The organism is Capsulimonas sp. (assembly GCF_039929585.1).
In the GTDB taxonomy this organism is placed as follows: domain Bacteria; phylum Armatimonadota; class Armatimonadia; order Armatimonadales; family Capsulimonadaceae; genus Capsulimonas.
The window spans coordinates 1-13,863 of sequence record NZ_JBDSQY010000250.1; the positions used below are offsets into that span (position 1 = coordinate 1).

At 60.9% G+C, this 13,863-nt stretch carries 13 protein-coding genes; 9 read left to right on the plus strand and 4 right to left on the minus strand.

All coding sequences use genetic code 11. The annotated features are described in order from the left end of the window. The 3 genes from ABIZ35_RS19095 to ABIZ35_RS19105 all read left to right on the plus strand — a co-directional run. Nucleotides 1-2,243 (plus strand): carboxypeptidase-like regulatory domain-containing protein (locus ABIZ35_RS19095; protein WP_348221514.1); only part of this gene is annotated, 2,243 nt, incomplete at its 5' end. Nucleotides 2,244-2,252: 9 nt separating this feature from the next. Continuing rightward, the gene (locus ABIZ35_RS19100) at nt 2,253-3,020 is read left to right on the plus strand and encodes a nucleoside phosphorylase (RefSeq protein WP_348221515.1); all 768 of its coding nucleotides are present in this window, start codon (nt 2,253-2,255) and stop codon (nt 3,018-3,020) included. Continuing rightward, the gene (locus ABIZ35_RS19105; RefSeq protein WP_348221516.1) at nt 3,017-4,144 is read left to right on the plus strand and encodes an HAD-IA family hydrolase; all 1,128 of its coding nucleotides are present in this window, start codon (nt 3,017-3,019) and stop codon (nt 4,142-4,144) included. The genes ABIZ35_RS19100 and ABIZ35_RS19105 overlap by 4 nt, the downstream gene beginning before the upstream one ends. Nucleotides 4,145-4,173: 29 nt before the next feature. Here the strand turns inward: ABIZ35_RS19105 and ABIZ35_RS19110 are convergent, their stop codons facing one another. Together ABIZ35_RS19110 and ABIZ35_RS19115 are read right to left on the minus strand one after the other, a co-directional pair. Beyond that, a complete protein-coding gene (locus ABIZ35_RS19110; RefSeq protein ID WP_348221517.1) occupies nt 4,174-4,638 on the minus strand; it encodes an NUDIX domain-containing protein in 465 nt (154 codons plus the stop codon). 67 nt (nt 4,639-4,705) lie between these two features. Beyond that, a complete protein-coding gene (locus ABIZ35_RS19115; protein WP_348221518.1) occupies nt 4,706-5,305 on the minus strand; it encodes a hypothetical protein in 600 nt (199 codons plus the stop codon). A 192-nt stretch (nt 5,306-5,497) separates the two neighbouring features. Here ABIZ35_RS19115 and ABIZ35_RS19120 point away from each other — a divergent pair, with 192 nt between their 5' ends. The 6 genes from ABIZ35_RS19120 (at nt 5,498) to tsaB (ending at nt 11,781) form a co-directional block, all read left to right on the plus strand. Continuing rightward, nucleotides 5,498-6,595, plus strand: a complete 1,098-nt coding sequence (locus tag ABIZ35_RS19120) for a thiamine pyrophosphate-dependent enzyme (RefSeq protein WP_348221519.1) — start codon at nt 5,498-5,500, stop codon at nt 6,593-6,595. A gap of 17 nt (nt 6,596-6,612) precedes the next feature. Further along, complete coding sequence (locus tag ABIZ35_RS19125; RefSeq protein WP_348221520.1) at nt 6,613-7,998, plus strand: pyruvate dehydrogenase complex E1 component subunit beta; 1,386 nt, start codon at nt 6,613-6,615, stop codon at nt 7,996-7,998. A gap of 22 nt (nt 7,999-8,020) precedes the next feature. Further along, nucleotides 8,021-9,286, plus strand: a complete 1,266-nt coding sequence (locus ABIZ35_RS19130) for a dihydrolipoamide acetyltransferase family protein (RefSeq protein WP_348221521.1) — start codon at nt 8,021-8,023, stop codon at nt 9,284-9,286. 283 nt (nt 9,287-9,569) lie between these two features. After that, nucleotides 9,570-10,583, plus strand: a complete 1,014-nt coding sequence (gene thiL / locus ABIZ35_RS19135) for a thiamine-phosphate kinase (protein ID WP_348221522.1) — start codon at nt 9,570-9,572, stop codon at nt 10,581-10,583. Then, on the plus strand, nt 10,580-11,056 hold the full coding sequence (tsaE, locus tag ABIZ35_RS19140; RefSeq protein ID WP_348221523.1) for a tRNA (adenosine(37)-N6)-threonylcarbamoyltransferase complex ATPase subunit type 1 TsaE: 477 nt from the start codon (nt 10,580-10,582) through the stop codon (nt 11,054-11,056). The genes thiL and tsaE overlap by 4 nt, the downstream gene beginning before the upstream one ends. Then, entirely contained in the window at nt 11,053-11,781 is a 729-nt protein-coding gene (gene tsaB / locus ABIZ35_RS19145) for a tRNA (adenosine(37)-N6)-threonylcarbamoyltransferase complex dimerization subunit type 1 TsaB (protein ID WP_348221524.1), read from the plus strand. The genes tsaE and tsaB overlap by 4 nt, the downstream gene beginning before the upstream one ends. An 88-nt stretch (nt 11,782-11,869) precedes the next feature. On the opposite strand, the gene rfaD is transcribed toward tsaB, so the two are convergent. Further along, nucleotides 11,870-12,835 (minus strand): ADP-glyceromanno-heptose 6-epimerase, encoded by a 966-nt coding sequence (gene rfaD, locus ABIZ35_RS19150; protein WP_348221525.1) that lies wholly within the window; start codon nt 12,833-12,835, stop codon nt 11,870-11,872. Nucleotides 12,836-12,858: 23 nt separating this feature from the next. Beyond that, nucleotides 12,859-13,863 (minus strand): PfkB family carbohydrate kinase (locus ABIZ35_RS19155; protein ID WP_348221526.1); only part of this gene is annotated, 1,005 nt, incomplete at its 5' end.

The following is a 13,863-nucleotide window of genomic DNA, read 5'->3' on the forward strand; positions in this document are numbered from 1 at the left end:
CTCATGTCTACGCCTACATCGCCGGCTTCCCCATCGCCCAGTCCACCGCGTCTTCTGGATACCCACTGCCTAGCGGCGTGTCTGAGCCCGAGATGCATATTGACCTAGTCATTCCGATGGCGCATCCCCTGCTGGCGGTGCGTGTGCTGCAAAATGGCGCTCCGCTGTCCAGCGCCATCGTTCAGATGACGCCATCGCTGCGGACGGACCTCTTTGGTCATCCTTCGCTCGACAAGCCGTCCCCCGCGCTCGATCTGGATCGTCTGCTAAACCTCGACTCCCAAACCGGCGCCGACGGCGTGGCGCGCTTTACGAATATGGGGCCGGGAATTTGGAACCTTCATGTTGCCTCCGAGGATCCGATTTCCTATCCGTCATTTCGCAAAATGGCTCCCTTCGGCTCGGGCGCCATGGATCGGCAGGTGACCATTCTCCCCGATGGGCCTCCGCAAATGCTTACGATCAAGCTGCCGGCGCCGTTCGCCCCTTTGATGTTCAAGCCGCTGGGAGACTTGCCCGAAGGCGTCTCCCTTTCCGGAAGAATGTTTTCGACGCCGGTGGCGTCATGGGACAAGGGCGACGAAATCCGCGTGGAATGGGGGAACGACGGCCTCGCGAAGGCGTCGCTTGCGACTGGACTGCATCTACTCACCGTGCAGGTTCCAGAAGCATGGACACAATGGCGTGTCGGGCCAGATGATGAGGGAAGCGCTCTGATTGCGATGTCGCCGGCGATGCTTCGCAAATCCCCGCCCGTCATTCGAATGAAACGGTATGGCGTGAACCGCGTGACCGTCACGGTTACGGACGCCGCCGGCAAGCCCATGCGCGGATGGGTGACGCTGGCGCTCTACGCCTCCAATGATCGCGACTCGTATTCCGGCTCGACGGACACGCGCGGATGCGTGGTCTTCGACGATCTCCTTCCTGGAACCTATTCGGTCACGGCGGCCACACCAGGCGAAGAGATGCTCGCCCTCGGATCGGACGACGATCCTCTGCCGCCCGATTCGGCTCTGCGCGAACGTTCGATGTTTGTCTCGCCGCTCGTTACCGTGACCGGCGATCGGGAAATCGCCGTAACCATGGCGCAGCAGCCCGCTGGATATGTGCGCGGCCGCATTGCCCTGCCTCCCTCAGAAACATTGGAATCTTCCCTCGGCGGTTTTACCTCGTACACTGGTGCTCAGTATCGAATCGACGACAAAACTGGCGAGCTGATCGGTGGACCGCTGCCTGGGCGGACCGCGTCGCTGAGTATCTCGCTCAGCAGGAAGCGCGATGGGAAATTCCTGTTCACGCGGCAAAAGGTTGACTTTGTGGTGCGGCCCGGCGAGGTCACCCGGCGTCTCGATCCTATTCCCTTGGGTGATCCAGACGACTTGATAGAAGCGCCTGTCTTCGGCTCCATCATGCAGTACGATGGCGTGACGCCTGCGTGGGGGGCGCAGGCGGCGCTACTGCCGCCGTCAATCTTTGTCGGCGCACAGCACCTGGAAGTAAATCCCCTGGGTCGATTGCGCTCGACTGGATCGCAATTCAGTCTTTCGTGGTCTAATCAGAGCACCGATTCTCAAGGATCGAGAACTCCTCTCCTGGCCGCCTGGCTTCCCGGTGTGAGCGGTGTGGTGTATGCGCCGTATGTGAAAGGCAAGGCGGTCCGATTGGTTCTGCCGCCACCCATCACCATCCGCGGCCGCGTCACGGTGGCGGGAAAAAGTATCAGTTCTCTGACATCCCAGTTCCAGATCAAAGCCAAGTTCCAGGGGAGCGACTGGAGCGGAACGCTGTGTGATGTCAAGGCGTTCGCCGAGTCTGATGGTTCGTTCATGCTCTTGGGCTTGACGCCGGGGGCATACAAAATTCAAGCCGCCCGCGACGGAATCTGGCTGTCCCAATCTCAAATGCTAGTCGTTAGGAAGGGAGAGGAGCCAAATCTTAAGTTCGATATCCCCGCCGCCGGTGCGCCCGTCGTTCTCAAGTTTGTCGATGCCTCCGACGCCCCTCTGACGGATCAAATCGTCGAACTGCGCCGCCCTTCCGGGCCACTGGCCGACGCTCTCTGGCCCAAATCACTCACCACCGACAGCGCCGGAATGCTGCGTTTGGAAGGATTGGAGGCGGGACGTCAGACGGTTATCATTCCAGCAAGCTTTCCGAGCTCCAAGCTTCAGGAAATATCGTTCGACGTTCCCCCCGCCGGAGCGCCAGACAAAGAGATCTTGCTTCGAGTGAAAAGGTAAAATGCTTCGATGTTAGAGAATAACTACCCCATTTTGGAGTTCGATGCCGAACCCATCGCCGTGATTGAGCCGAAACGCATCTACGCTGCCCGGGACGTTCCAAAACACGCCGTCGTTTGCTTCTTTCAAGAGGTGCTCACCGCCTTGAACGACGACCATGGAGCGACTATTCTGCACACTCTGCGCAGTGAGATCGGACCCCATCCCGTCTATGAGATCGAGTTTCAGGGGCAGCGTCTGGCCGTGTTTCACCCCGGTGTCGGCGCTCCGCTCGCGGCAGCGCTGCTGGATGAGGTGATCGCCATGGGCTGCACCAAGTTCATCGCCTGCGGCGGCTGCGGCGTGCTGGACAGCGCTATTGCGATGGGCCACGTTCTGGTTCCTCATACGGCCGTGCGTGATGAGGGCACATCCTATCATTACATCGCGCCCAGTCGCGAAGTCGCCGCGAGCGCATCGGCTGTCGCCGCTATCGAACAAACGCTGCTCAAGCACGGAACGGATTATTTGCCCGTCAAAACCTGGACGACGGATGCGCTGTATCGTGAGACGCCCGCTAAGGTCCGGCGCCGACGGGACGAAGGCTGTGTCTGCGTGGAAATGGAGGCGTCGGCCTTCTTCGCCGTCGCCCAGTTCCGTCATGTGGAGTTCGGCCAGTTGCTCTACGGTGGAGACGACGTCGGCGGCGAAGTGTGGGACAATCGGGGCTGGCAAAACCACGGAACGGCGCGCGAAAAACTGTTCTGGCTGGCGGCGGAAGCGTGCCTGGCGCTATGATCAAAGCGATAATTTTCGATTTCGACGGTCTCATCTTAGACACGGAAATGCCGGAGTATCTGGCGTGGCTTCAGGTCTATCAGGACTTTGGATTTGAGCTGCCCATTCAGGAATGGGCGTCGATCATCGGGCGAGGCGCGTCGACGATTTCCAAAACGCCCTACGACGATCTGGAAGAACGATTAGGGCAGCCCATGGATCGCGTCGCCGTGCGCGCAAAACGCCGCGCGCATTACTTGGAGCTGATGCAGGAGAAGACCATTCTGCCCGGCGTACAATCGCTGCTGGACGACTCCAAGGCGCAAAATCTTCTGCTGGGCGTCGCCTCCAGTTCACCTCGGTCCTGGGTTGTGGGATATCTCGAACAACTGGGGATCGCCCACTACTTCGATACCATCCACTGCGGCGACGAAGTTGCTTTTGCGAAGCCCGATCCCGAACTATACTTAACTGCGCTGGCGGCTTTGAATGTGAGCGCCGAAGAAACCGTGGCGCTCGAAGATTCCCCAAATGGCGTCGCCGCCGCAAAGGCGGCGGGAATATACTGCATCGCTGTTCCGAACGAACTCACACGCCACACATCCCTCGCGCACGCCGACATAGTCGCTGAGGGACTGGACAAGTTGTCTGTCGCCGCTATCCAGCAGATGGCGGCGGAAAAGAAGATCCCGTCAGACGCCCTCCCACGATGGCCGAAGAAAATATTGGGGGCGGCGGCAGTCATCCAAGACTCCAACGGCCGCGTGCTGCTTGTCAAGCATAGCTATGGGATGCGAAACTGGGAGATACCAGGCGGTGCAGTGGAGAGTGAGGAATCTGTGACTGACGCTGCGGTCCGCGAAGTTTTCGAGGAAACGGGCATGCGCGTTATCGCCGAACGTCTCACGGGAATCTATTACGCCGCCGAAAATGATAGCCACCACTTCGTCTTCCTGTGCCGGAGCGCATCCGACGACCAACGCCCCCGCGCCGATCAAGACGAGACGACGGACTGCGCGTACTTTTCTATCGACGCCCTGCCGCGTCCCATCAGCGACTTCACCATCCGTCGCATCCAGGACGCCTTGTCGGGCCTTGCGCCAGTCCTTCCGGTCCATGTGGGAGCGCGTCAGTGGCTGGAATAGTCAGGTTGTGTAACAGCCGCCATAAACCGTCAGATATGTCTGTCTTCGTGGACTATGTATTCGGTGTGGACTTGGTCCGCATGGAACGAATAGGATCGATACACCACTCGTCCATCAAATTCCAGCATGTCGCGCAAGCGATCCTGGATGACGGGCCGGATCACTCGTGAGAGCGCTTCGTCCCGCGCAACCCATTCGACTTGCAGGCTCTCGGAACTGCAAGTCGGCTCGCCGCTCACATAGCTGCAAAGAAAGTCGAGCATCACGATCAGCGACTTCACGTTTGAGTAAACGCCGACCAGATGCCCAGCAGCGACCCGAACACCTGTCTCCTCAAGCACTTCCCGCTCCAGCGCGGCGGTCAAGCTCTCGCCTTCTTCAACCTGGCCGCCGGGAAACTCCCAGTCGCCGCGCGGGCTGAGGACCATCAGAACGCGTTGATGGTCGTCAGAAACGAGCCCGGCGACGGCGACAATATGCTTGGGTGTAGGCATGGTTTTCAGTATACCACTAGGCGTGATTGGGCGCGTTGAGTCCGCATCGATTGCGTGTCATGAAGCGCTACGGCGTGTTCATATATCCCTTCACGTCGGAGAAGTTCTTGTATTCGGGGTGTTTTGGAACGACATATTCCACCACGCCATCGAGCATGGCGAAGTAGGGGAGGCTGGATTCCTCGCCCATGCCGAGCTTTTTGTTCTCGTCGTACTGGGCTTTGTAGCCGTCCGTTTCGTCCGAGCGGCCGGTTTTGACGTATGCCCGGTAATGTCCCAGCTCATGGAGCATCAGCGAAGCGCGCGCGGCTTCGGTCGTCTCATTGAAGAAGCGCGGGGCGAGGACGATGGCGCTGGGCTGCTTGCCTTCGGAGAGGGTGTAGGCGTATGGAGTGCCGCCGTCCTGCTCGGCTTGTTTCATGTAGATGTCTGTGTCCGTGGCCGACCTCCAGATCCCCTTGTCGAGCAGAGTCGTCGTGAGCTCCGCCTGGCCTTTCAGCCCCTTCTTCGCCATCAGCGCGGCGGCTTTCGTGACCATGGCGCGCTCGGTCGCGGTCATGGGGCGGCCCATCTGCGCGGGGGAATGTGATTTTGAGGCGCAGCCGGGGCCGCAAACGGCGACGATGGCGGAGGCGGCGAGAATGAGAATATGGGGACGTGTGCGCATGAAAATCGGCCTTTTCGGTGTCGGTTTCTTATGGTAGCATACGGAGGCCGGGAACGGTTTCCTTTGCTCGCAATCAGGAATCTTTACCGCCACTTGAATCGCCAAGCCAAAGTCGGCTATAATAGGCGGGTTGTCCCAGAGCAACGCCCTATTTGATCAGAGCAACACCCTATTTAAGAGGTTTTATCCCCTATGGCAGCCAGCCCCGCCGCTCTTAAAACTCGCGGCAGCACAAAGTACGACGCGCATGGCGCCGAGATCAAGGACGCGCTCGTCGCGGACTCCGAGGCCGTAATCGCGGCGCTCAATCTCAGCGACGATCAACTCCTTTTGACGTACCAGCGCGCGCTGGAAGTGCGTCATTTCGAAGAGCAGTGCAATCGCGCATTCCGCGCGGGCAAGGTGGGCGGCTACCTGCACTTGTACATCGGCCAGGAAGCAGTTTCCCTGGGCGTTCTCGAAGCCTGCAAGCAAGGCGACCAAGTCCTGAGTTCCTACCGGGACCACGCACACTGTTTGATCCTCGGCAGCGATCCCAACACCGTTATGGCCGAGATCTACGGTAAAAGCACCGGAATCTCGCGCGGCAAGGGTGGATCGATGCACCTGTTCGACAAAGCCAACGGCTTTGCGGGCGGATACGGTATCGTCGGCGGAAACGTCCCGCTCGCGGTCGGCATCGGATGGGCTCTCAAGTACAAGAACGAGCTCAAGGAAAACAAAAACATCTGTGTTTGTTACCTAGGCGACGGATCGATGAACGCCGGAGCCTTCCACGAAGCCCTCAACATGGCCGCCCTCTACGAACTGCCTATCCTTTACGTCCTCGAAAACAATAAATACGCGATGGGAACCTCGGTTGAGCGCCATTCGGCCAACACCGATCTCTCCTCCCGCGCCGACTCCTACAACATGAAGAACTCCAAGGTCGATGGCCAGGATTACTTCGCGGTGCGTAAGGTCGCGCAGGAGATCATCGACGAGATGCGCATCAACCCCGCTCCCTACTTCCTGGAAGCGGTCACGTACCGCTATGTGGGACACGGCGCCGCTGACGGCGCCGCGACCCAGATCACCTACCGTGATCCCTCGGAGCTGGAAGAGTGGAAGAAGCGCGACCCGATCAACATTCTGGGCGATGCGCTTCGCAAGCGCGGCACGCTGACCGACGCCAAGCATGATGAGCTGGACAAGTCCGCTCTGGAAATCGCGCGCGTCGCCGCTGAGTTCGCCGAGAATAGCCCCGTCTGCGCTCCCGAAGAATTGACCCAGGACGTTTACGTCGACTAGAAGAGAAAATACATCCTATGGCAGAAGTGATTATGCCCAAGATGGGCGATGCGATGGAGGAGGGCACCCTTCTCCAATGGCTCAAGCCCGATGGCGCAACTGTCTCGATCGGCGATGTGATCGCTGAGATCGAGACCGACAAGAGCAACGTGGAAGTCGAGGCCGAAGAGGCCGGCGTTCTGCACACCAAAGTTCAGCCCGGAGCCACCGTGCCCGTTGGCGAGCCGATCGCCATCATTGGCGACGCCGCCGTGACCAGCAATGGCGCGTCCGCAAGCTCCAACGGCGCGGCCCCGTCTGCTCCTTTGGCGTCGAGTGGCGAAGGCGCCGTTGCGCCCGCGACGACCAAAGAAGAGAAGGATATCCTGGCGGTGTCAGCGGCGACCCGCTCGGTTGAGATGAAGGACGTCGGCGAGACCGTGAATATCTCTTACCGGGAAGCCATTCGCATGGCGCTCGGCGAAGAGCTGGATCGGGACGAAAACGTCTTCCTGCTGGGTGAGGAAATCGGCCAGTACCAGGGAACGTTCAAGATCACCGAGAACTTCCTCGACAAGTATGGCCCGGAGCGGATCGTCGATACTCCGATCTCCGAAGCCGCCATGGTCGGTCTGACCACGGGCGCCGCGATGATGGGCATGCGTCCCGTCATCGAGTTCATGACCCTGAACTTCGCGCTGGTCGCGTGGGATCAGATCATCAACCACACGGCGAAAATCCTCTATATGAGCGGTGGACAGTTCAACGTGCCGTGTGTCCTTCGCGGGCCCGGCGGCGTCGGCGTCCAGCTTTCGGCTCAGCACTCCCAGGACCTCGCGCACTGGTATGCGAACACCCCCGGCCTCAAGGTCGTCGCCCCCGCGACGCCCGCCGACGCCAAGGGCTTGCTCAAAGCCGCCATTCGCGATAACAACCCCGTTGTCTTCACCGAACACGCCGGTCTCTACGGCAGCAAGGGCGATGTCCCGACGGATCCTGAGTTCATCGTTCCCATCGGCGTCGCCGATGTGAAGCGCAAGGGCAAGGATGTCACGATCATCTCCTACTCGCGCGGCACGATCATCTCGCTCGCGGCGGCCGAGCAGCTCGCGGCTGAGGGCATCGACGCCGAAGTCATCGACCTGCGCTCGCTGATGCCCTTCGATATCGACACGATCATCGAGAGCGTCAAGAAGACCCATCATGCGGTCGTCGTCCAGGAGCAGTGGCTCTACTACGGCATCGCCGGTGAGTTCGCCGCGCAAATCGGTGAGAAGGCGTTCGATTATCTGGACGCTCCCGTCGAGCGCGTCGCCGGCGCATTCGTGCCGATGCCGTACTCGCGCGCTCTGGAACAGCTCGCCGTCACGCATGAAGCCGACGTCATTGCCGCCGTCAAGCGAACCCTGGCGCGCAATTCTTAGAGGCGGACACAGAGAACAACTTATGTCAGAAGTGATTATGCCCAAGATGGGCGACGCGATGGAGGAGGGCACCCTTCTCCAATGGCTCAAGCCCGACGGCTCCACGGTCGCGGTCGGTGATGTGATCGCCGAAATCGAGACCGATAAGAGCAATGTCGAAGTCGAGGCCGAGGAAGCGGGTGTCCTGCACACCCAGGTCCAGCCCGGCGCCGTCGTTCCGGTCGGCCAGCCCATCGCCATCATCGGCGATAAGCCGGCCGCTGTCGCGGCTGCTCCCGCCGCCGCTCCGGCTCCCAAGCCTGCGGAAGCCGCTCCCGCAGCCCCTAGGGGCGTCGAAACCAGCACGTGGAAGCCCGCGCGTCCCGCCGCGCCTGCTGCGGCGGCGCCCTCGGCCGGCAACGGTCGTGAGCGCCTGAAAGCCTCCCCGCTGGCCCGCCGCGTGGCGCGTGAGCAGGGCGTGGATATCGCCCGCGTTTCCGGCACCGGTCCCAACGGACGCATCATCGAAGCCGACGTCACGGACTTCCTGAAGACCGCATCGTCCGCTCCGGCGGCTGCTCCTGTTGCAGCCCCGGCGTCCGCTCCTGCGGCGCCCGCCGCCGCGCCGATCAAGCTGTCCGCGATGCGGCGCACGATCGCCAAGCGCATGGTCGAAAGCAAGACGACGATCCCGCACTTCTACATCACCGCCGAAGTCGACATGACCGAAGCGCTGGCGCTGCGCGAGAAGCTCAACGCCTACGATGAGACGCTGGTCAAGATCTCGCTCAACGACTTCGTGGTGAAGGCGTCGGCGAAGGCCCTGGTCAAGGTTCCCGGCGCGAACGCTTCCTTCAAGGACGATTCGATTGTCCCCGGCAACGGGATCAATGTCGGCATCGCCGTTGCGCTTGATGACGGCCTGATCGTCCCCGTAGTACGCGGCGCTGATCAGCTCCCGCTGCGCAAGCTTGCGCAGAACGCCAAAGAGCTGATCAAGAAGGCTCGCGACGGTAAGCTCGTTCCCGGCGACTACACGGGCGGCACCTTCACGGTGTCCAACCTGGGCGGCTTCGATGTCGAGAACTTCATCGCGATCATCGATCCGTCGCAGGGCGCGATCCTTGCTGTGTCCAGCATCGTTAAGAAGCCCGTTGTCCTGGCGGACGGCGTCACGATCGCCGTGCGCGATCGGATGAACATCACCTTCAGCGGCGACCATCGCGTGATGGACGGCGCCGTCGGCGCAAAGCTCCTTCAGGAGATCAAGCGCGTTCTCCAGAACCCGCTGGCCCTGCTCGAAGGATAGGCATTTGCATTCCGGCAAGTGAAACCGACAAAAGCCCGATGCAATTGCATCGGGCTTTTGTTCTATGGACTCCTGCGCTTAGGGGCGCTGTTATGACCCACCCCGGCGCTTCGCGCCACCCTTCCCTTGAAGCAGGGAAGGGTTGGAAAGAGATTCTCGGACGAAAGCCGCCTGCGACAACAAAATCCTAATTACCCTTCCCTGCTTCAAGGGAGGGGCGACCGAAGGCCGGGGGTAGGTTACGCAGGGGTGGCGCGAAGCGCCACGGTGGGTCACTCAAACTATGAACATCAAAGAAATCGGCGGCGAAGAAGGCTTTATCGAACGGCTGAGAAGCACCCACGCGGGCGCGATCGGCGATGGCTTGATTTTGGGGATCGGCGATGACGCCGCGATCTTTGAAACGCCTTCGGGACTGCAAACGGTCGTCACCACGGATATGCTCGTGGAGGACGTCCATTTCCGTCGGGACTGGAGCGATCCGTATTCGATCGGCTGGAAGTCGGCAGCGGTCAATCTGTCTGACATCGCGGCGATGGGCGCTGAGCCGACCTTGGCGTTTCTCTCGATTGCTTTTAATCCAGAAGAAACCGTCGAAACGCTGGATCGCATTTATGACGGGTTTTCCGATTGTCTCAATCGCTACGGCGCACGTCTCGCCGGCGGCGACACCAACAGTACGTCCGGCGGTATGGTGATCTCCGTGACCCTGATGGGAAGCGTCCCGGCCGGACAGGCGTTCATTCGCTCCGGCGCCCGGCCCGGCGATGTGCTGCTCGTTACCGGATCGCTTGGCGACTCGGCCGCCGGCCTGATCTTGCTGCAAGAGTATGGACTGCCGAAGGCCGAGAAGGTAGACAAGGACGTACTCAATCAGCACCGGCGGCCGCAGCCGCGTGTGATGGCGTCTCGAGTTCTTGCGCAGTCTGGGCAGGTGCGCGCGGCCATGGACCTGAGCGACGGCTTACTCACGGATCTGAACAAGCTCTGCGCCGCCTCACAGGTCGGCGCGCGGATCGATACGGGGCGCCTGCCTATCTCCAGCGCGGTTCGTAATGCCGCCAAGATGCTGGACAAAGATCCGATACTGCTCGCACTGCAGGGCGGCGAGGATTATGAATTGCTTCTGGCGGTCGCGCCGGAAAACGTGGACGACGTAATCGAGGCCGTCACTGCGGCGGGAACACCGCTCACGGCGATCGGTGAAGTCCTGAAGAGCGGCCGTCGAATTGTCGCGCCCGATGGCGAGAGCGATCTCGATCCGGGTGAGGGCGGCTGGGACCACTTCGCGCAATGATCTCCTTCGAACGATTGCTATCCACGGAAGCCGAGACGCGCGCCGCCGCCGCCGCGCTCGGCCCGATCCTGTTTCCCGGCGATGTTCTTTGTCTCATTGGCGGTCTGGGCGCCGGCAAGACGACTTTCACGCAAGGGCTCGCGCAGGGACTGGGTCTGCCCGAAGCCGCTGTGCACTCACCCACATTCAATATCGTCTTCGAGCACCGCGACGGTCGTCTCCCATTATTCCACTTCGACGTTTATCGCCTCTCCGGCCCCGAAGCCCTGCATGATATCGCGTTCGATGAGTATCTGGAAGCCGATGGCGTCACGGTCATCGAATGGGCGGACAAGATCACGGACGCTCTGCCGGACGACCGCATGGATCTTCATCTTTCTTCTGACGGCGGGAATGCTCGTTCGCTGACCGTCGAAGCGCACGGCGCACGGTCCGAAGCCCTCGCGGCGCAGTGGCGGGAGGCTCTCACATGATCTTTCTCGCAATCGATACGGGCGGCGACTACGCCGTGCTTGCCTTAGGCGATACTGCGCGCCCAAATTCCGTCATCGGCGCCCTGGCCTTTGAGGGCCGACGCACCCTGTCGGTTCAGCTATTTCGTCAGATCGACGCTCTGCTCGTGGCAAACGGCCTTACTCAGGACAGTATTGAAGCCTACGCCGTCGGGATCGGCCCAGGATCGTTCACAGGCTTGCGCGTCGGCATGACGACTGTCAAGACTCTCGCGCAGGTGACCGGTCGCCCCCTCGTCGGCGTCGGCACGCTGGACGCCTACGCCGCGTCCCTGGCGATCGACACGCCGGGCCAATGCCTGGTCCCGGTCGTCCATTCCCGGCGCAACGAAGTTTACACGGCAATCTATGTGGATGGGAGATTAGTCGAAGGCCCGCTGGCGATTGCTCCCGCTGAGCTTGAGACAAGGTTAGAAGCGTATCGAGAGAGTAACACAATTGTGTTTGCGGGCGAGCGCGGGGTGATTGCGCCATACAATGGCGTCCACATCGGTGTTCCGTACGTTCCGGCCGACGGGCTGGTTCGGCTTGCCGCCGCGCGCCTAGCCGTGAATGATTTTGATGATCCGCTGGGACTGCTGCCGGCGTATGTCGCGCTGCCGACGATTACGACGCCGAAGGTGAAGGCCCTCACCCCCCAGCCCCCTCTCCCAATTCTGGGAGAGGGGGAGCCAGAGGGAATCTAGTTTTTTTGGATCAAAGATCCAAGTGCTAACCCTCTCCTAGAATTGGGAGAGGGTGGCCCGAAGGGCCGGGTGAGGGCTTCCGGGCATCCTAAACGTAAGGATCGTCCTTAACCAAATACCCCTGAATATACCGATCCACACCCTCTTCCAAACTCAAGAACTCATCCGTATATCCCGCCGAGCGCAGCTTCGTCAGATCTGCTTCGGTGAAGTACTGATATGCATTGCGGATATTCTCGGGCGTGGGGATGTACTCGATTTGCGGCTCCTTGCCCAGCGACTTGAAGATTGCGGCGGCGAGGTCGTTGAACGAGCGCGCCTTGCCGGTTCCAAGATTGAAGATGCCGTTCGCTTCGGGATGCTCCAGGAAAAATAAGATGACCTTGCTGAGATCATCCACATGGATGAAGTCGCGTTCCTGGCCGCCGTCGGAGTACTCAGGTTTGTGGGACTGGAACAGCTTGATCTTGCCGGTTTCCTGCACTTGCTTATAAGCGTGCCAGATGACCGACGCCATGCGCGCCTTATGGTATTCATTCGGGCCGAAGACGTTGAAGAAGCGCAGGCCGACGATATTCTCGGTCCAGCCATGGCGGATTGCCATCGCATCAAACAGCCACTTGGAGAAGGCGTACGGGTTGAGCGGCTTGAACGAGGGGGTCAGTGCATCGTCGTCGCTGAAGCCCAGCGCGCCGTCGCCGTAGACGCTGGCGCTGGAGGCGTAGATGAACCGAATGTCGTTCTCCAGAGCGATCTGCGCGAGCAGCTGCGTGTAATGGGTGTTGCGGTCCAGTACGGCGTCGGCGTCGGGTTCCGATGTATCCGTGATGGCGCCCAGATGCACGATGGCGTCGATCTCCTCGGCGATCTCCGGCAGCGCTTCCAAAAACGCGATCGGGTCGATAATGTCTCGGTACGACTTTGCCCGTAGGTTCTTGAACTTGCCTTCAGCGCCGAGCGTGTCGACGAGTAATAGGTCTGTATGTCCCGCCGCGTTCAATGCGCTGACGACAACGCTGCCGATGAACCCGGCGGCTCCTGTGACGACGATCATGAGTGATTCCTTTTCCGACTTCTTTAAAACCCAGCTAAAATCTCTTCGCGCGTCACCGTGGACACGCCGAGCTTCTTGACCGCTTCGGCCGCGGCGTAGTTCGCAAGCGTGACGGCGTCCGCGGGCGAGGCGCCCGCGACGAGCGCCATGGTCATGGCGCTGATAACCGTGTCGCCGGCGCCGGCGGAGTCGTAGACTTCCACTTCTCGCGGCGGCACATGGTGCGGCGTGGCGGGGGACGACGCCGAATATAGCGTGAGGCCGTGCTGCCCAAGCGTAATGACGATGTGCGCGGCGCCCGTACGCTCCAGCAGGGCGCGGCCGGCGTGGTGCACCATCTCCTGGGTATCCAGCGGCTCGCCGTTCATGGCGGCGCTCGCTTCCGAGAGATTGAGCGTGATGACGGTAATGGAGCTGTCCGCGCTGAGGGCGCGGGGCTTGAGGTTGCCAGTGACGGGCTTGCCTTGCGCGGCGAAGCGCGCGGCGGCGTGGATAAGGGCGGGGGCAAGCACGCCCTTTTGATAATCGGAGAGCACCACGGCGTCGGCGCTGGCGGTCAGCGCTTCAAAGCGCTCCACGAGTGCTTCGACGGCGTGCAATTCTAACGGAATGCGCTTTTCGTGGTCCACGCGGACGACTTGCTGCGAGTGCGCGATGATGCGCGTCTTGCGCGTTGTTGGCCGGTCGGTCACGGTGACGAGGCCGCTGACATCCGCGCCTTCGGCTTCGAGGGCGGCGACAAGGTTGCGCCCCGCTTCATCCTCGCCGATCACGCCGATGATGCTGGCGTGCGCGCCTAAGACACACAGGTTATTGACGACATTCGCCGCGCCGCCGGGGACATGCGAATAACGCCCGGCGTCCACGACCATGACGGGCGCCTCGGGGGAGATCCGATTGACCTGCCCCCAGATATACTCGTCCAGCATGACGTCGCCGACGACCACCACGCGCTTTCCTGCAAAACCTTCCAGAATCTGACCCGCGCTTACTTTGTCCAAAAAGCCATCCTCACAAAGTTCCGGCGC